A 17,789-nucleotide genomic window follows, 5' to 3' on the forward strand; every position below is an offset into this window, starting at 1 on the left:
TGCCTCCGGCCCATCCTAGGCATGCTGCCACCGCGCGGACGGCGGTTCCGGTGACGGTCACCCCTTCGAGGCGTGACGGCCGTCGCAGATCACCCGGGCCAGCCCGTGCACGGCGGCCGTCGCGACGGGGAGGAGGGCCAGGCCGAGCGCGGCCTCCCGGCGCCCGCCGGCCGGAATGCCGGCCACACGCAGGCGGTGCAGGGCCCAGAGGGTGTAGGGGACGACGACGGTCGGCGAGGTGGCGACACCCGGAGTGTAGCCGCGGTAGCCCGCGGACTGGGCCATGTGAACGAGGCCGTGCAGTCCGAAGCCCGTGAGCACGGTACGGAAGACCGGGCTGCGGCCACCGGTGCGGGCGCCCTCCGCGGAGGCCGCCGCGATGATGCCGCCCATCAGGGCGATGCTGACGTTCACATGGCGCTGGGACACGTCCATCCGGTTCCACACGGATGCGGGGACTCCGGGAAAGCGGGCCTCCAGACGCGGGCGGGCCCGGCGGGGCCAGCGGGCCATGGTGGCGAGTTCCTCGATGTCATTGGCGGCCCAGGCGGCGAACAGCCCCCAGGTCACGGCCGCGGACACGCCCTTCGGCGGTCGGCTTCCGGTCACTTCTCCCCCTCCGGACAGATTCTCCGGCCAACGTACCGCGGCCGTCGCCCGGGCGGACGCGCAGGGGATGCCGTCGGGCCGGGCGGGCGGCAGGGTGGGGACGTACGCCTCACACACAGCGGACGGGGATCGCCATGTACGTGTCCGGTCAGCGACGCCTGCGCGTCGCCCTGGGAGCCGTGCTCCTGACACTCGGCATCGCGGGCTGCTCGACCAACCGCACCGCGGTGGGCACGCTGACCTACACCACCGAGGCCGCCCGGATCGTCACGGTGAGCAATCCGTACGTCAGCGGCTGCCACCACTTCGGGCCCGCAGGCGCCACGACGCTCGCCAACCGCACGCTCGTCGACATCCTCGTCTACACCAACCGCACCTGCCAGGGCAGGGAGGCGGCCTACGTGGCCACCAGCCTCTCCGACCTTCCGGCGCCGAGATACGGCCCCTGGCGCAGCTACAGCTTCGTTCACTGAACCGGGAGCGCCCGCACCCAGGTGCCGTCGTCCGTCAGATACGAGTCGACCACCAGCCCGGCCTCCGCGAGGTACGCCTCGAACGCCTGCTTCGTCAGCGGGCGGGACAGAAAGGTCTGCGTCCACCGGGCGTCCGGGTAGACGTACTCCGCCACACAGGAGTCGACGCCGTCGCCCACCGGTTCGGCGGAGAGGATGCGGACGATTCCGCCCGCGCCGTTGTCCCGCTCCCGTGGCACATCGGTGTGCCAGTCCTCGCCCTCGCGCTGCACCAGCACACAGCCGCCGTCCCTGACGTACCGCCGGCAGACGCGCAGCATCCCCTCGCGCACCCGGTGGTCCCCTGTGTGGACGAGGTAGGACGCCAGCATCACCACGTCGAAGGTCTCGTCCAGCTCCAGCTTCTCGATGGGGCTGCGGACCGTGCGCGCGCCGCGCACCTTCACCAGCATCTCGGCCGACTCGTCCACCGCCGTCACCGTGAAGCCCCGCTCGATCAGCGGATGGGTCACCCGCCCCGCGCCGCAGCCCAGTTCGAGGATGCTCGCCCCGGCGGGAACGGCGGCCTCGATGATGTCCGGCTCCTCGCCGACCGGCAGCCGGGTGTACAGCTCGACCGCGCAACCGTCCGGGGTGATGGCTCCCGGTCCTGTCCCGTGGTATCCCTCACGCATCGGTTCGCCCATGCCCGCCCAACGAAGCATTCCCCGGGAACGGTTCCCGCACCCTGCGATCAACTCGCAAAAATTGCTGGCTAGTTGTGGGGATACCGCTCGTGCGGGAACACCGGATCGGGATACGCCGAGGACGCATACGCGAACTGTGCCCACAGATCGTCGGCCACCTCCGCGATCACCGCCCGGCCTTGGGTCGACACCAGCCAGAGCGGCGGGAGTTGCACGTCACCGTGCGCCGCTCCCAGCAGATTGCCGCAGACCGCGCCCGTGGAGTCGCTGTCGCCGGAGTGGTTGACGGCGAGCAGCAGTGCCTGCGCCGGGCTGCCGGCCCTGCCCGCCAGGGCGCAGTAGACAGCGATCGCGAGGGCCTCCTCGGCGACCCAGCCGGCGCCGAGCGTCTCCACCCTCTCGGCGGTGGGCCGTCCGCCCTCCAGAGCCAGGTCCACGGCCGAGCGCAGGGCGGCGCTGGTCTCCTCGTGCCCGGGATAGCGGCGCAGCAGGTCCATGGCCCGCAGCACGGACCCCTCGAGGCCGTCCCCCTCCACCAGGTGGGCGATCATCGCGGCGAACGCCCCGGCCGCGTAGTAGCCCGTCGGATGGCCGTGCGTGATCTGCGCGCACCGCGCCGCCAGCTCGAACGCGCCCTTCGCCGACCGGCCCGTCAGCCCGAACGGCGCCGACCGCATCACCGTGCCGCACCCCTTCGACCCGGGGTTCACCGGCCCCGGCTCACCGAGCGGCGCGAGCGGGTCCGGAACGTGCCCGGCGGCGAGCCCGGTCAGGCAGGCGTTCCCCGGTGCCCGCCGGGCGTACAGCCACGGCTGCTCGCGCAGCCACCCGGTACGGATCAGGTCGTCCCCGCCGCGGACGGGCGGCGCGGGGTGGTTCTGGGTGTCCAGCCAGCGCATGTACGCCCGCCGTACGGCCGCGGTCTCGCCTCCCCCGATGCCCTTGCCGACGGCCCTGGCGTGCGCACGGATCAGCCCCTCGGCGGTGAACAGCGTCATCTGGGTGTCGTCGGTGACCCGCCCGGCGACCCCCTCCTCGTCCGGTACGAGCCCGGTGACACCCTGCTCCCCGTACGCTCTGCGGATCGCGCCCAGGGAGAGGAACTCCACCGGGTTGCCCAGGGCATCCCCGATCGCCCCGCCCAGCAGGCACCCCCTCACCCGGGCATGGCGCACGGCCATGCTGTCCCACTGGCTCTCCACGTACGGCTCCTCGGTGTGCGAAACAGTCGGATCAGATCCGGCGGAGACGGGTACAGAACCAGTGGGAAGAGGCGATTGCCATGCGCACCGGAAATGAACCCGCCACCGCGCGCAGTGCCCTGCGGATGAGGCTCGCGCTAAGTGTATGGGGCCTGATCTGGGCGATCGGCGGCACCGTCGGCTTCACTCTGGCCGGCAGGCCGGGCTGGGCCGCGGCCTGCGGCGTCGTGATGCTGATCGTCCTCACCGACATGACGGTGATCGTCCACCACATGCGGCAAGGACCGCACTGGCAGCCCGGCCGCGACATCCCTCCGTACGAACCGGACCACGGCACGCCCCGGCGCCGCTAGGGCGTGTTTCGAAAGTCCCGCCTGGTCGGGAACGCCCGGCACGCACGCTCGCCGCTTGTCGGTCGTCGGCGCAGCCCGCTGCGCTCTCCTCCCTCCGCCTTGCGATCGCACGCACCAGACGCCCCCGACCCCGCCCTCCGGGCGGACGACGCTACTTTCGAAACACGCCCTAGAAGACTCATGAAGATCTTGTTGAGGGGCTGTCCGGCCGGAGGCCGGGCGGCCCTTCTGGTCATCCGGTGGCCGGGGCGAGGTGCCAGGTGTCGCCGGTGCGGGTGAGTCCGAGGTTGATCAGTCGGCGGAGGTTGAGGGCGGCGGCTCGGGTGTGGAGCCAGGTGTCGTTGGCGATGGTTCCGCGGTAGCGGAGTTTGCGGTTGCCGTGGTGGACGAGCCAGGCGACGGCGCGTTCGACCGGTGGTCTCCAGCGGCGGTAGTCGGCTTGCCAGTCGGGGTCGGTAGCGGCCTGGCGGCGGGCGGCTGCGAGCAGGTCGTGGTGTGGGCGGATGGTCAGGATGCGGCCGGCCTTGGCCTTGGTGCACCGCTCGCGCAGGGGACATCCGGCGCACAGTTTCCCGAAGGCCGCCTTGCGCTGGTGGTGCTGTCCGCCGGGGTCTGACAGGGGGACCGTGTGTCCAGCGGGGCAGGTCACCGTGGCGGCGGCGGTGTCGATGGCGAAGTCGTCCAGGGTGAAGCCGCCGGGGACGGCCGCCCGTAGCGGGGCGGGCTTGAGGAACAGCCGGTGCCCTGCGTCTTCGAGGGCCTGGCGGGCCTCGCCGGTGGAGTAGGCGGTGTCGCCGAAGGCGTCCACCGGCCCGTCCTCCTCGGCGAGAAGGTCCAGGCCGACGGTGGCCTCGTGGTGCTCTGGGCCACTGCCGGGCCGCAGGGCGACGGCGGTGTATAACCCGGTCTCCGGCTCGATGGCCAGGTGGGCCTTGAAGCCGTCTTGCTGGTGGGTGCGGGTTTTGTGGATGTGCCGGGCCTCGGGGTCGACGGTGGAGACCATCCGGTCCTGCGCGGTGCCACGGGTGATGCGCCAGCGCCCGTCGCGGCCGTCGGAGTCCTCGGCGGGTTCGACGTCTTGCCCGGCGACCAGGGCCAGGATGCCAACGGCATTCGCGGCCTTCTCGCCCAGCTCCTGCTCGGGCAGATGCCCGAGCAGCCTGAGCGCGTCACTGACCAGGGCATCAACAAGCGTGGCGCGGGCCTGCTCGTCATTCCAGGCGATCCTTGGTTTGCCCGGGTCGCTGTAGTCATGCGCGGTGCACTGCACGGCTGCCACCTCAGCGGCCCCGGGGACCTCGCGAATTACCGCGCGGACGGCGGCGATGATCTGGGTGACGGTGTCCTGGGTGGCGACCGCATCGTCCAGCACCGTGGAGTCCAGCGCCCGCCGGTGCTTGCCCTTGAGGACACCGGTGGCCTTCACCACCTCGCGCACCGTCTCGAAGACACGGTTCGGCCGCACCGAGCGGGCCAGCCGGCGCCGGAAGTAGGCCAGCAGCGACGGATCGAACGCCATGTCGTGCAGGCCCAGCCCGCACGCGGCCTTCCACCTCAGGTCACACCGCAACTCCTGGACCGTCTCGAAGTCCGACAGCCCGTTAAGGGCCTGCAGCGTGATCGCCGCGGCCAGGATCTGCGGCGGCATGCTCGGCCGCCCGTTCGCCGACGGGTACATGTCCTCGAACGTCTCCGCCGGGAACAGCGCGCCGCGATGCTCGGCCAGGAACGCGAACACACTGCCTGCCGGGATCAACTCCCGGCAGGTCTCCCACACATCCGGCCCGACCGTCTCCCCGGCCCATTCCCCCATCACCACGAGAAAGAGTCTGGCCCCGCCGCTCACGCGGCGGGGCCAGAACCCAAGATCTTCATGAGTCTTCTAGTGCTGTGGCCGATCGTGCCGCGGCTCGCCCTCCGCGAGCAGCCGCTCCGCCTGCGCGGTCTGCCAATCCCGCTCCTCGGCCGGCAACCGCTCCCACGCCGTGGTGACGTCCCGCACCCGCTCTCCCAGCGCTTCCGCGTACTCCGGGGCGTGCATGGCCTCCCGCAGCCCCAGGCGCCCGGCGAGCACCTCGCGGGCCATCTCCCGCAGCACCGGCCCGGCGCCACCGTTCGCCAGCACCTCCAGCGACGTCTTCAGTACGCGCGCATGTGCGAGATCACGGTACGGGGTGACGAACTCTTCGGGGCCTACGCCGGGTTCGGGCACGATGTCCTCCATGAACGGGTTCAGACCGCGGGATGGTCGTAGCCCTCGCGCGGCAGAGGGAAGTCGTTGAGCTGGGCCGCGAGTTGTCCCCAGGCCCGGGCGGGCACCCCGCAGGACGCGTCGATCGCGAGCCGAAGCGTGCTGATGAGCTGTGTCGCATTCCCCCGGAGCCGCGCGCTGTCCCCGATCCCGGCGGCGGCCACGGCGAAGCTGACGACCGCGGGCGCACCCGTCCAGGAGATGGCTGCCAGTGCGGTCAGGATAGTCGGGTAGTGGCCAGAAGGTGGCCGGCGCGGTCCAGGACAGAGACGGTCTGGATGTCCTGAAGGTGCAGGGAGCTGGCGCCGGTAACGGTGGCGGCGGCGGCGGGGGTGGCGGCCCAGGTGGCCGCCTGCTCGCTACGCCCGTCCGCTGCCGCCACCCGCAGCATGAACGGACCCTGCCCGGGCAGGTCGGCAAGGACAACGCTGACCGATGTGCCCCACGGCTTGGGTGTCAGAGTGGCCCGCCCGGAGACCGCATACCCTGCGGCCGCGCTGAACTGGCTCGGGGGACCGCCCGGCTCCGGCTGGGACGGGCGCAGCAGCAGTCCCGCACTCAGGCCCGCCACCATCACCAGCGCCGCAGCCAGCGCCAGCCACTGCAGCCGCCCTCGGCGTCGGCGCGCCGTCTCTGCCTTCCGGACCTGCGTCAGCAGCCGGTCCAGGGATACCTCCGCCGCTCCCGGATCGGGCACAGCCGGAGGCGGCGGGGCGAGCATGCCGGGAGCGCGGCGCAGCAGACCGGGCACCGGAGCGGAGCGGGTGAGTTCCTGTCGGCAATCATCGCAGCCGGGCAGATGGGAGTCGACGAAACGCCGGTCGGTCTCGCTGAGGCCGCCGAGCACATAGGCGCCCAGAAGCATGCGCACGGAATCGTGGCCAGTACTCACTGGAGGGCTCCCATCTCCTCGAATGCGGCTCGCAGATTGCGCACCGCATAATATGCACGCGATTTCACGGTGCCCTCCGGAACTCCGAGCCGCGACGCGGCCTCGGTGACAGTGAGCCCCTCGTAGTAGAGCGCCTGGACAACGCTCCGGTGCTGCGGGGAAAGGCGTTCCAGCGCTGCGGCGACCAGTTGGCTCTCCAGCGCGGACTCCACGTCGTCGGTGGACGGGACGGCCGCAATCGCCGCGTCATCCCAGACCGTATACGGACGCCGCTGCTCGGCGCGCCATGAATCCGTCACCACATTGCGCGCCGCCGTGAACAGATAGGAGCGGATCGATGCCGAACTCGGCTGCAACCGGTCCACGTTGCGCCACGTCCGCAGCAGCGTCTCCTGCACCACATCCTCCGCGTGCTCGCGGCTGCGCACGTACCTCAGCACGAAGGAGAGCAGTACGTCGTAGTGCTCAGTGTGCAGCGCGGTCATCACCCGCTCGTCCGGCGTCACGCTCGCTGTCCTCGTTTCGTAAGCCCTGCTCCTCAGTGGCGTGTACGACAGGCCACGGCGGAGGGTTCACCGGAAATCCACACAGGTTCCCGCTGAACCCGGCCCAGGAAACGGTCGTATACGCCGGGGCAGGACACCACCTGACAAGGAGACACCATGAAGAAGATCGGCTGGATGCTCGCCACCGGTGCCGCAGGCGCACTCACCCTGGGATTCGCCGCCTCCGCTTCGGCCGGCGCTGACACCGCGCGGCACGCAGAAGCCTCCACCGAGAAGCCCATCAAGGTGGAGGTCCTGGCGCCCGAACGCCGCGACAACGCCGGCGTCGAGGGCAAGGGCTGGTTCGTGGACTTGAAGCTCACCTTCCGCGGCACCCCCCTGGCCGCCACGGGCTTCACCGCACCGCAGCTGACTGGGCCCGCGACCCACAACAACACCGCGCCCTTCCCCGGCACCTTCTCCACCGGCCAGGACGACCGACTGCCCGGGCTGGTGGTTCTCAGCTCCACCACCAACGATGTCCGCCCGGGCTTCTCGGGCCCGGGCACCAACCTGGCCAACCTGTTCAACCTCTCGGGCATCACCGACCGCAGCTCGGAGAAGACCGAACTCTGGGACACCTGGATCGTCGGTGACTCCATCGCCGGCAAGGACGTCGACAGCGTCCTGACGGTCGCCGTGGTCGACGACCTCAACCACGACGGCGTGTACAACGACGCCCCCAACGTGGTGAAGGACGTCAACGGCGACGGCAAGATCGACGCCCGCGACCTCAAGGCCCAGGGTGTCGCCTCCAACATCGTCACCGTGCCCTTCCACATCAACGGCAGCGCCGCCTGAGCCCTGCCCCGCCTTTGCGCCCTGGGGCCGGCCCGATTCGGGCCGGCCCCAGGGCGCTTTGTATGCGATCCGTGGAAAGCTTCAACACTCCCCCGGGTCGGGACGCACTCGGGGTGACGAGTAGCGGTCCGTCGGCTTCACTGCCCATGAGGTGACGGGGCTGGGGAAAAGCGGTGAGACGGCCGGGTTCCGGTCGCGGCACGGAGCGGAGCGTAGAGGACCGGCGGAGGCGGAACGGCCCCGCTTCACTCGTCCGAGTCGAACTTGGCCGCGCGCAGATATTCGGGCTTCGGATCGAGCGCGGCCGCCAGGCGGAAGTGGCGCTGGGCACGGTCCGGGCGGTTGGCGCGTTCGTAGGTGCGGGCGAGGGCGAAGTGCGCGTAGGCGTTGTCCGGCTCGCGTTCGATGATGTGCAGGAACTCCTGCTCGGCGGAGCGCAGCTGGGCGGCCGCGAAGTAGGCCCGGGCACGCAGCAGCCGGGCCGCGCGGCTCTCCGGATGGGCGGCGATGACCGGGTCGAGCAGCTTGATCGCACCCCGTGGGTCGCGGGCGGCCAGCAGCTGCTCCGCGGCACGGAAAGCAATGACGTCGGTCTCGGGTGAGCGCTCCTGCATGGCCGCCTCCTTTCCCTCGGTCTTTCCCTCGCTCCGCGCTTGCAACGCCGTGTGCCGCGAGGCTATTCCTGGCCTGAGTCCTTTCCGGCCGCCGCGGCTCGCTGCTTCAGTTCGGCCCATACCTTCCGGACCTGCGGCTCCAGCGCGTCCAGGGGGCCGTCGTTGTCGATGACGAGGTCGGCTACGGCGAGCCGCTGCTCGCGGGTGGCCTGGCTGGCCATACGGGCGCGGGCTTCGGACTCGGTCATGCCGCGCAGCCGTACGAGCCGGTCGAGCTGGTTCTCGGGGGCCGCGTCGATCACGACGACGAGGTCGTAGAGCGGGGCGAGCCCGTTCTCGGTGAGCAGCGGGACGTCGTGGACGACGACCGCGTCCGGCGCCGCGGCGGCCTCCAGTTCCGTGGAGCGGGCGCGGACCAGAGGGTGGACGATGGCGTTCAGGGCCGCGAGCCGCTCGGGGTCGCCGAAGACGATCGCGCCCAGCTTGGGCCGGTCCAGGGTGCCCTGGTCGGTGAGGACGTCCTCGCCGAAGGTCTCGACGACGGCGTCGAGCCCGGGCGTCCCGGGCTCGACGACCTCACGCGCGATGAGGTCCGCGTCGATCAGTACCGCGCCGTACGAATCGAGGAGGCGCGACACCTCGCTCTTGCCGGCGCCGATTCCGCCGGTCAGGCCAACTCTCAGCATGAGGGGCAGCCTATGCGTCGCCCTCCCGCTCCGCGAGGAAGCGTTCGAATTCGCGGCCGATCTCCTCCGCCGAGGGCAGATCGACCGGTTCGGCGACCAGATTGCCGCGGGTCTCGGCACCGGCGACGGCGTCGTACTGGTGCTCCAGTCCCTGGACGAGCGCGACGAGCTCCTGGTCACCCTCACCGATCTGGCGCTCGATCTCGGTCTGGGTGCGCTCCGCCGCGTTCCGCAGGGCGTGCGCGACGCCCGGCAGGACGAGCCCGGTGGCCGCGGTGATCGCCTCCAGGGCGGTCAGGGCCGCATCCGGGTACGAGGAGCGCGCGAGATAGTGCGGTACGTGCGCGGCGACCCCGAGCACGTCGTGTCCGGCTTCCTGGAGCCTGTACTCGAGCAGCGACTGGGCGCTGCCCGGCACCTGCGCCTCGTCGAAGGGGCTGCGGTGGCCCGGCACGAGCTCGGTGCGGTTGCCGTGCGGGGTCAGGCCGACCGGGCGGGTGTGCGGGACACCCATCGGGATGCCGTGGAAGGTGACCGACAGCCGGACGCCGAGCCGTTCGACGATCTGGCGGACGGCGAGGGTGAAGCGTTCCCACTCGACGTCGGGCTCGGGGCCGGACAGCAGCAGGAACGGCACACCCGTGGCGTCCTGGACCAGCCGCACCTCGAGGACGGGGGTCTCGTACGCCGTCCAGCGGTCGCGCCGGAAGGTCAGCAGTGGCCGGCGGGCACGGTAGTCGATCAGCCTGTCGTGGTCGAAGCGGGCCACCACCTGGTGCGGAAGGGTGTCCAGCAGCTTCCCGACGATCTGCTCACCCGTCTCGCCCGCGTCGATGTACCCGTCGAAGTGGTACAGCATGACCAGGCCGGCCGATTCCTGCGCGAGCGCCATGTCGACGACGGCGAGGCCGTTCGGCTCCCATTCGTACAAAGCCTGCGGATCCTGCACTTTTACCGCCCCTCCTCGTATCCGTACGGCACAACACCCGGACACGCAGGGTCATTCCCTCTCGCGCGACAAAAGGCGCCACAAAAGCGGGAGGCCCGCTTCCCGGGAGGGAAGCGGGCCTCTCTCAGCTGCGATCAGTCAGCCGCGGTGGTCGGAGCCTCAGCTCTGGCCGCCCGCCAGCTTCTCGCGCAGGGCAGCCAGGGCCTCGTCCGACGCCAGGGCGCCGGAGGTGTCCTCGGACTCCGAGGAGTACGAGCCACCGGTCGCGGCCGGAGCGGCCTCGCCGGCCTCGGCGGCGGCAGCCGCGTCGGCCTCGCGGGACTTGATGACCTGAGCCTGGTGCTGCTCGAAGCGGGCCTGCGCCTCGGCGTACTGGCGCTCCCACTCCTCGCGCTGCTTCTCGAAGCCGGGCAGCCAGTCGTTGGTCTCCGGGTCGAAGCCCTCGGGGTAGATGTAGTTGCCCTGGTCGTCGTAGGACGCGGCCATGCCGTACAGGGTCGGGTCGAACTCGACGGCCGCGGCGTCCGGGCCGAAGGCCTCGTTGGCCTGCTTCAGCGAGAGGCTGATGCGACGACGCTCGAGGTCGATGTCGATGACCTTGACGAAGATCTCGTCGTTGACCTGGACGACCTGCTCCGGGATCTCGACGTGGCGCTCGGCCAGCTCGGAGATGTGGACCAGGCCCTCGATGCCCTCGTCGACGCGGACGAACGCACCGAACGGAACCAGCTTGGTGACCTTGCCGGGGACGACCTGGCCGATCTGGTGCGTACGGGCGAACTGCTGCCACGGGTCCTCCTGCGTCGCCTTCAGCGACAGGGAGACACGCTCGCGGTCCATGTCGACGTCGAGAACCTCGACGGTGACCTCCTGGCCGACCTCGACAACCTCGGACGGGTGGTCGATGTGCTTCCAGGACAGCTCGGAGACGTGAACCAGACCGTCGACGCCACCCAGGTCCACGAAGGCACCGAAGTTGACGATGGAGGACACGACGCCGGAACGGACCTGACCCTTCTGGAGGGTGGTGAGGAACGTCTGGCGGACCTCGGACTGGGTCTGCTCGAGCCAGGCGCGGCGGGACAGAACCACGTTGTTGCGGTTCTTGTCCAGCTCGATGATCTTCGCCTCGAGCTCCTTGCCGACGTACGGCTGGAGGTCGCGGACGCGGCGCATCTCGACGAGAGAGGCCGGGAGGAAGCCGCGGAGGCCGATGTCGAGGATGAGACCACCCTTGACGACCTCGATGACGGTACCCGTGACGATGCCGTCCTCTTCCTTGATCTTCTCGATGGTGCCCCAGGCACGCTCGTACTGGGCGCGCTTCTTCGAGAGGATCAGGCGGCCTTCCTTGTCCTCCTTCTGGAGAACAAGGGCCTCGATCTCGTCGCCGACCTTGACGACCTCGTTCGGGTCGACGTCGTGCTTGATCGAGAGCTCGCGGCTCGGGATGACACCTTCGGTCTTGTAACCGATGTCGAGCAGGACCTCGTCCCGGTCGACCTTCACGATGACGCCGTCGACGATGTCGCCGTCGTTGAAGTACTTGATCGTCTCGTCGATCGCGGCGAGGAAAGCTTCCTCGTTACCGATGTCGTTGACCGCAACCTGCGGGGTGGTGGCGGTGGTCTCGGTGCTGCTCGTCATGTGGGAAAGGGCTCCGGTACGGACATGAAAGTCGTAGGTACTGCTACGCCGAGAGCCCGTATCGCAGCTGCAGAAGCCGTACAGCCAAGGAAACGCCGAGCCCGGACCGTGTCTTTTTCGACACTGCCGGAAGGCGCCTCGAGAACCGAGGGGACATACAACAGATGCGAGCGCGGCCTGCTCCGTCTGAGGCGCGCAGGCCCGCAGCGCAACTTGTAGCATACGGGGACCGCCGGACACGGTCAATGCGCGAAGGCGCACACCCGGGACAGAAACCCCGAAACCGGCTCAAACAAGCCCTCGGCACGCCGACGTTGTGTCGGCTGTTCGGGTGAAGACCGACCATCCAGCCGCAGACTACGACGACGGGCACGATGATCCAAGAGTACGAACCGGAAGCGACCCGCCGTCACGCGGGGGACGCGGAGAGCAGCCGGGCCAACCGGGGCTGGTGGGACCGCAACGCGGACGAGTACCAGAGCGACCACGGCGGCTTCCTCGGCGACGACCGCTTCGTCTGGGGGCCCGAAGGGCTCGACGAGACGGAAGCCCGGCTGCTCGGGCCCGCCGGCTCCCTGAAGGGCCTCGACATCCTCGAGATCGGCGCCGGAGCGGCCCAGTGCTCCCGCTGGCTGGCCGCGCAGGGCGCCAGGCCGGTCGCACTGGACCTCTCGCACCGCCAGCTCCAGCACGCGCTGCGGATCGGTGGCGAAGGCCTGTCCCTGGTCGAGGCCGACGCCTCCGCCCTGCCCTTCCGGGACGGCTCCTTCGACCTCGCCTGCTCCGCGTACGGGGCGATTCCGTTCGTCGCCGACCCGGTGGAGGTCTTCCGCGAGGTACGGCGTGTCCTGCGGCCCGGCGGCCGCTGGGTCTTCTCCGTCACCCACCCCATCCGCTGGGCCTTCCCCGACGAGCCCGGCCCCGAGGGCCTGTCCGTCTCGGCCTCCTATTTCGACCGTACGCCGTACGTCGAGCAGGACGAGCAGGGCCGCGCGGTGTACGTCGAGCACCACAGGACCATCGGCGACCGGGTACGCGACGTGGTGGCCGGCGGCTTCCGACTGCTCGACCTGGTCGAGCCCGAGTGGCCCGAGTGGAACGACCAGGAGTGGGGCGGCTGGTCACCGCTGCGCGGAAGCCTGATCCCCGGCACGGCGATCTTCGTCTGCGAAAGGGACTGAGCGCGACGCCGGGGCAACCAGCCGGCCCAGGACAACACCCGGGCCCGGTCGGCAACGGGACCCGCAACCGGCAGCAACCCCGGACCGGCAGCACGCACCCGGCAACCGAGGGCAACCCCGAGCCGCACCAGGCAACGGCAGCAACCCCGGACCAGCCCCCGGCCGCACCCGCAACCGGCAGCAACCGGTGCCCCCAGGCCCGCCCCGAGGAGCGCGGTGAGCCGCGTCCCGCGCGCCGCAGGCGCGTGCGGACGCCGCGCCGGCTGGAACACTGGTTCGGTGATCCGCGACGACATCCTGACCGGCCTTCCGGTCCGTACCGCCGTGCCCGCGCTGCGGCGGGCCCTCGACGGACACGGCTGCGCCGTGCTCTGCGCGCCGCCCGGCACCGGCAAGACCACTCTGGTGCCGCTGGCGCTCGCCGGGCTCACCGGGGACGGCGGTCCGGTGCGGCGTGTGCTCGTCGCCGAGCCGCGCCGGATCGCGGCCCGCGCGGCCGCCCGGCGGATGGCCTGGCTGCTCGGCGAGCAAAGCGAGATGGGGGTCCCCCCGGCCGGAGGCTGGGGGAGAAGCGAGACGGGGGTTCCCCCGGCCGAAGGCCGGGGGAAGGTGGGCGGCCAGGTGGGCTTCACCGTGCGCGGGGAGCGCGTGGTGGGGCCCGGGACGGTCGTGGAGGTCGTCACCACCGGTGTCCTGTTGCAGCGGCTGCAGCGCGACCAGGAGCTGACCGGCGTGGACGTGGTGATCCTCGACGAGTGCCACGAACGGCACCTCGACGCGGACACCGCCGCCGCCTTCCTGCTCGACGTACAGGCCGCGCTCCGGCCCGAGCTGCGGCTGGTGGCGGCCTCCGCCACCACCGACGCCGAAAGCTGGGCCCGGCTGCTCGGTGACGCGCCCGTCGTACGCGCCGAGGGCGTCTCCCACCCGGTGGACGTGGTGTGGGCACCCCCCGCCCGGCCGGTGCGGCCGCCGCACGGCATGCGGGTCGACCCGGCGCTGCTCGGCCATGTCGCCTCGGTGGTGCAGCAAGCGCTGGCCGAGCGGGAGGGCGATGTGCTGTGCTTCCTGCCCGGCGTCGGCGAGATCGCCCGCGTCGCGAAGCAGCTGACCGGGCTGGACGCCGAGGTCCTCCAGGTCCACGGCCGGGCCCCGGCCGCCGTGCAGGACGCGGTCCTCGCCGGGTCCTCCGGCACCCGGCGGGTCGTCCTCGCCACCTCGGTGGCCGAGTCGAGCCTGACGGTGCCGGGCGTGCGGATCGTCGTCGACGCGGGCCTGGCGCGGGAGCCGCGCACGGACCACGCCCGGGGACTGAGCGCGCTGACGACCGTCCGGGCCTCCCGCGCCGCCGCCCGCCAGCGCGCGGGCCGCGCCGGACGCGAGGCACCGGGCACCGTCTACCGCTGCTGGGACGAGGCCGAGGACGTCCGCCTGCCGGCCTTCCCCTCCCCCGAGATCAAGGTCGCCGACCTCACCGCGTTCGTCCTCCAGGCCGCGTGCTGGGGCGACCCCGACGCGTCCGGGCTGGCGCTGCTGGACCCGCCGCCGGCCGGGGCGATGGCCGCGGCCCGTTCCGTGCTGACCGCGATCGGCGCGGTGGACACATCGGGCCGGCCGACGGACCGCGGCGTGGCGATGTCCCGCCTCGGCCTCCACCCCCGCCTCGGCCGCGCCCTCCTCGACGGCGCACCGCTGGTCGGCCCACGCCGGGCGGCCGAGGTGGTCGCGCTGCTGAGCGAGGAGCCACCACGGGAGTACGGCGACGACCTCGCGGCGGCCTGGCGCACGGCGCGCCGGGGCGGCGACGCGTACGCGGCCCGCTGGCGCCAGGAAGCCCGCCGCCTGGCCAGGACGGTCGGGTCCGTGGGGGACGCCTCGGCGGACCTCTCCCCCACCGCGCCCCTTCCCGCCGCCCTGAGCGACGACGCCGTCGTCGGGCTCGTCGCCGCGCTCGCCTTCCCGGAGCGGGTGGCCAGGTCACGCGGCGACGGGCAGTACCTCATGGCGTCCGGGACCGGGGCCGAGCTCGGTGAGGGCTCCCCTCTGCGCCACGCGCCCTGGCTTGCGGTGGCCGTCGCCGACCGGCCCTCCCCCAGCGCCTTCGGCCTGGGGGGACCCCCATCTCGCTTTGCTCGCTCCGCCTCGGCGCGCGTGCGGCTCGCCGCGCTGATCGACGAGGACATCGCACGGCTCGCCGCCGGGCATCTGCTCGCGTCGGGCGAGGAGGTGCGCTGGGAGGACGGTGACGTCGTCGCCCGCGACGCCGAACGGCTGGGGGCCGTCGAGCTGTCCGTACGGCCCCTGAAGGACCCGGATCCGGCGCTGGTGCGTGCCGCGCTGGCCGAGGGGCTGCGACGCGAAGGGCTCGGGCTGCTGCGCTGGACCCCGGACTCGGAGACGCTGCGCCGGCGGCTCGGCTTTCTGCACCACACGCTGGGCGCGCCCTGGCCGGATGTGTCGGACGCCTCGTTGCTCGGCCGTACGGACGAGTGGCTGGAGCCCGAGCTGTCGCGGGCCCGGCGCAGGGCCGATCTGGGGCGCATCGACGCGGGGCAGGCCCTGCGGCGGCTGCTTCCGTGGGCGACGGGCGAGGCCGCGCGGCTGGACGAGCTGGCACCGGAGCGTATCGAGGTGCCCAGCGGTTCGCGGGTACGCGTCGACTACGAAGGCGAGCAGCCGGTGCTGGCGGTGAAGCTCCAGGAGATGTTCGGGCTCGACGGGACGCCGGTGGTGGCGGGTGTGCCGGTGCTGGTGCACCTGCTGTCCCCGGCCGGGCGGCCTGCCGCGGTCACGGCGGATCTGGCGTCGTTCTGGAAGGACGGATACCGGTCCGTACGGGCCGAGCTGCGCGGCCGCTACCCCAAGCACCCGTGGCCGGAGGACCCTTCGACAGCGGAGCCGACCCGGCACACCAACGCGCGGCTCAGGCGGTGACATGCGGCGACGACCCCTCCCGGCGGAGCTGACACCGTTTCGGGGAGGGGCCGCCCTCGGACGGTCCGGTTATGCGACCTTCAGCTCGAGAGTGAGGGTCGCGCCGCCGGTGGTGGTGATCCGGAGCAGGTAGGTGCCCGTCAGCTCGTCCGTGAAGATCTTCGGGAGCCGCAGCACGCCGTCGGCGTCGGTCTTCAGCCCGTCGAGGGTGCGGACCGGATTGCCCTGTGCGTCCTTGAAGTACGGGCCCTTGTCGTTCGCGGACGGGTCGTCCGCGGACTTGATCAGGGTGGCGGTCGCCGCCACGCCCGAAGCCGCGGCGCCCTTGTAGGTGGCCTTGAGCTCCACCGGCTCGGCGAACTCGGCACCCGGCGCGGCCGTCAGCTCCGCGCTGCCGGCCCGGGTCAGGGCGTCCGCCTGACGGGCCGTCACGGTGGCGGTGTAGTCGAGGCCGGGCAGCGCGCGGCCGGCGACCGTGACCCGCACGGTGAACTCGCCCGTGCGCTCTCCCGCCCGCAGAACCGGCGCGGTCGCCGTGCCGCCGGCGCCGGTCATGACGACGATGTCGTCCGAACCGCCGGTGAAGCGGGCGTCGGTGCCGCCCATGATCTGGAAGCGCACCGGAACTCCGGCCAGCGCCGCGCCGGAGGCGTCCTCCGCCCGCACCCGCGGCCGCTCGGCGAACGCGCTGCCCGCGGTGGCGGTCAGCGCCCCGGTGTCCGCGTCCTCGATGCGGCTGACGCGCTGCAGCGGGGGCGTCGGGGTGGGCGTCGGCGTCGACGTCGGGGGCTTCGTGGCCGGAGGTGTGGTGGGAGGCGGCGTCGGAGACGGCTTGTTGCCCGCGGGCGGCGTCGGAGACGGCTTGTTGCCCGCGGGCGGCGTCGGAGACGGCTTGTTGCCCGCGGGCGGCGTCGGCTTGTGAGTGGCCGTCGGAGTCGCCGGCGGGGTGGGCGTCGGAGTGCTCGGTGTGGTGGGCGGGGTGGTCGGCAGGACGCCGGTGCCGTCCGGGACCTCGTGCGTACCGCGCTTGTAGTACCGGAACCAGGACATGACGGTGTTCAGGTACTCCCGGGAGTGGTTGTAACCCAGGATCGACCGGTCCATGTCCGACTGGACCGCCAGGTCACGGTCGCCCACGCACAGATAACGGCCCGCGGCGAGCGCCGCGTCGTAGATGTTGTTCGGGTCCTTGCGGCCGTCGTTGTTGCCGTCCTGGCCCCAGGTGGCCCAGGTCTGCGGGATGAACTGCATCGGGCCGACCGCTCGGTCGTGTGTGCTGTCGCCGTCGAACGCGCCGTTGTCGGTGTCGGAGATGTTGGCGAAGCCGACACCGTTGAGGACCGGGCCGAGGATCGGGGTGAGAGTAGTGCCGTTGGCGTCCACCTTGCCGCCGCGCGCCTGGCCCGACTCGACCTTGCCGATCGCGGCGAGCAGTTCCCACGGAAGGTGGCAGCCCGGGTCGGAGGCGCCGACGGTCGACTCCGCGCGCTTGTACGCGGCCAGCACGGAGGCGGGTATGCCGGACTGTGCCTCGGTCGCGCCCGCCGGCAGGTCGACCGAGGTGCCGGGCTCGCCGGGGGTGACGAGCGGCGGAAGGTCCGTGTGGTAAGGGGAGTTGCCGGTGACCGGGGTACCGGAAGGCGGGGCCGCGTCGGACGTCGGCTGGTCGCCGGAGGCGGCGGCCGTGCTGCCCGGCGCCTGGGAGGCGGCGAGCGCCGCGACGGCTACCGCGGCCACAGCGGTGTTGGTCGCCCCCTTGCGCAGCCGTCGTCCGAATTGCGCAGCCATGAGGTCTGGTTCCTCCCCGTCGTCGGCAGTTCGCGCTCCCCGCGCGAGGACTCATGTGACCCTACGACAACTAGCGGCCCCATGACACCGAGGCGTGACCAGATTTCACCAGTTCGCCACGATCACTTCGCGTCCGATTTCTATTCGTCACGTCCCGCATACTGAGCGGCATTGATCA

Annotated in this window: 18 protein-coding genes; 5 read left to right on the forward strand and 13 right to left on the reverse strand. The window is 71.6% G+C overall.

The window, feature by feature from the left end; genetic code table 11:
* Positions 1-57 precede the first annotated feature (57 nt).
* On the reverse strand, positions 58-609 hold the full coding sequence (locus ABD858_RS07680; protein WP_345035417.1) for an HXXEE domain-containing protein: 552 nt from the start codon (positions 607-609) through the stop codon (positions 58-60).
* A 134-nt stretch (positions 610-743) separates the two neighbouring features.
* Here ABD858_RS07680 and ABD858_RS07685 point away from each other — a divergent pair, with 134 nt between their 5' ends.
* Positions 744-1,082 carry a hypothetical protein gene (locus ABD858_RS07685; protein WP_345035418.1) on the forward strand — a complete coding sequence of 113 codons (339 nt, stop codon included), beginning with the start codon at positions 744-746 and terminating at the stop codon, positions 1,080-1,082.
* On the opposite strand, the gene ABD858_RS07690 is transcribed toward ABD858_RS07685, so the two are convergent.
* Positions 1,076-1,756: a class I SAM-dependent methyltransferase gene (locus ABD858_RS07690; protein WP_345035419.1), complete on the reverse strand. Its 681-nt coding sequence runs from the start codon at positions 1,754-1,756 to the stop codon at positions 1,076-1,078. The two genes, ABD858_RS07685 and ABD858_RS07690, sit on opposite strands and share 7 nt — an antisense overlap.
* Positions 1,757-1,836: 80 nt before the next feature.
* Complete coding sequence (locus ABD858_RS07695; protein WP_345044334.1) at positions 1,837-2,949, reverse strand: ADP-ribosylglycohydrolase family protein; 1,113 nt, start codon at positions 2,947-2,949, stop codon at positions 1,837-1,839.
* 101 nt (positions 2,950-3,050) lie between these two features.
* Between ABD858_RS07695 and ABD858_RS07700 the strand changes: the two genes are divergently transcribed.
* Positions 3,051-3,323, forward strand: coding sequence for a DUF6343 family protein (locus ABD858_RS07700; protein ID WP_345035420.1), 273 nt, complete (start codon positions 3,051-3,053; stop codon positions 3,321-3,323).
* Between the two features lie 232 nt (positions 3,324-3,555).
* On the opposite strand, the gene ABD858_RS07705 is transcribed toward ABD858_RS07700, so the two are convergent.
* The 5 genes from ABD858_RS07705 to ABD858_RS07725 form a co-directional block, all read right to left on the reverse strand.
* The gene (locus tag ABD858_RS07705) at positions 3,556-5,136 is read right to left on the reverse strand and encodes an IS1182 family transposase (RefSeq protein WP_345044336.1); all 1,581 of its coding nucleotides are present in this window, start codon (positions 5,134-5,136) and stop codon (positions 3,556-3,558) included.
* A gap of 69 nt (positions 5,137-5,205) precedes the next feature.
* On the reverse strand, positions 5,206-5,547 hold the full coding sequence (locus tag ABD858_RS07710) for a hypothetical protein (protein ID WP_345035421.1): 342 nt from the start codon (positions 5,545-5,547) through the stop codon (positions 5,206-5,208).
* An 8-nt stretch (positions 5,548-5,555) separates the two neighbouring features.
* A complete protein-coding gene (locus ABD858_RS07715) occupies positions 5,556-5,738 on the reverse strand; it encodes a hypothetical protein (RefSeq protein WP_345035423.1) in 183 nt (60 codons plus the stop codon).
* Between the two features lie 53 nt (positions 5,739-5,791).
* Positions 5,792-6,439, reverse strand: a complete 648-nt coding sequence (locus ABD858_RS07720; RefSeq protein ID WP_345044338.1) for a zf-HC2 domain-containing protein — start codon at positions 6,437-6,439, stop codon at positions 5,792-5,794.
* A gap of 23 nt (positions 6,440-6,462) precedes the next feature.
* A complete protein-coding gene (locus ABD858_RS07725) occupies positions 6,463-6,972 on the reverse strand; it encodes a sigma-70 family RNA polymerase sigma factor (RefSeq protein ID WP_345035424.1) in 510 nt (169 codons plus the stop codon).
* Positions 6,973-7,128: 156 nt separating this feature from the next.
* Here ABD858_RS07725 and ABD858_RS07730 point away from each other — a divergent pair, with 156 nt between their 5' ends.
* On the forward strand, positions 7,129-7,812 hold the full coding sequence (locus ABD858_RS07730; protein ID WP_345035425.1) for a hypothetical protein: 684 nt from the start codon (positions 7,129-7,131) through the stop codon (positions 7,810-7,812).
* Positions 7,813-8,057: 245 nt separating this feature from the next.
* Here ABD858_RS07730 and ABD858_RS07735 read toward each other — a convergent pair whose 3' ends face one another.
* The 4 genes from ABD858_RS07735 to rpsA all read right to left on the reverse strand — a co-directional run bounded on the left by ABD858_RS07735 (position 8,058) and on the right by rpsA (position 11,708).
* A complete protein-coding gene (locus ABD858_RS07735; protein ID WP_345035426.1) occupies positions 8,058-8,426 on the reverse strand; it encodes a tetratricopeptide repeat protein in 369 nt (122 codons plus the stop codon).
* A gap of 62 nt (positions 8,427-8,488) precedes the next feature.
* Positions 8,489-9,112, reverse strand: coding sequence for a dephospho-CoA kinase (gene coaE / locus ABD858_RS07740; protein WP_345035428.1), 624 nt, complete (start codon positions 9,110-9,112; stop codon positions 8,489-8,491).
* Between the two features lie 10 nt (positions 9,113-9,122).
* The gene (locus ABD858_RS07745) at positions 9,123-10,061 is read right to left on the reverse strand and encodes a PAC2 family protein (protein WP_345035429.1); all 939 of its coding nucleotides are present in this window, start codon (positions 10,059-10,061) and stop codon (positions 9,123-9,125) included.
* 159 nt (positions 10,062-10,220) lie between these two features.
* On the reverse strand, positions 10,221-11,708 hold the full coding sequence (gene rpsA, locus ABD858_RS07750) for a 30S ribosomal protein S1 (RefSeq protein ID WP_345035430.1): 1,488 nt from the start codon (positions 11,706-11,708) through the stop codon (positions 10,221-10,223).
* A 374-nt stretch (positions 11,709-12,082) separates the two neighbouring features.
* Here rpsA and ABD858_RS07755 point away from each other — a divergent pair, with 374 nt between their 5' ends.
* Complete coding sequence (locus ABD858_RS07755; RefSeq protein WP_345035431.1) at positions 12,083-12,889, forward strand: class I SAM-dependent methyltransferase; 807 nt, start codon at positions 12,083-12,085, stop codon at positions 12,887-12,889.
* Positions 12,890-13,168: 279 nt separating this feature from the next.
* Positions 13,169-15,823: an ATP-dependent helicase HrpB gene (gene hrpB / locus ABD858_RS07760; protein WP_345044340.1), complete on the forward strand. Its 2,655-nt coding sequence runs from the start codon at positions 13,169-13,171 to the stop codon at positions 15,821-15,823.
* Positions 15,824-15,892: 69 nt separating this feature from the next.
* Here the strand turns inward: hrpB and ABD858_RS07765 are convergent, their stop codons facing one another.
* Positions 15,893-17,611 (reverse strand): lytic transglycosylase domain-containing protein, encoded by a 1,719-nt coding sequence (locus tag ABD858_RS07765; protein ID WP_345035432.1) that lies wholly within the window; start codon positions 17,609-17,611, stop codon positions 15,893-15,895.
* Between the last annotated feature and the right edge of the window lie 178 nt (positions 17,612-17,789).

The sequence above is a fragment of the Streptomyces sannanensis genome (assembly GCF_039536205.1).
In the GTDB taxonomy this organism is placed as follows: domain Bacteria; phylum Actinomycetota; class Actinomycetes; order Streptomycetales; family Streptomycetaceae; genus Streptomyces; species Streptomyces sannanensis.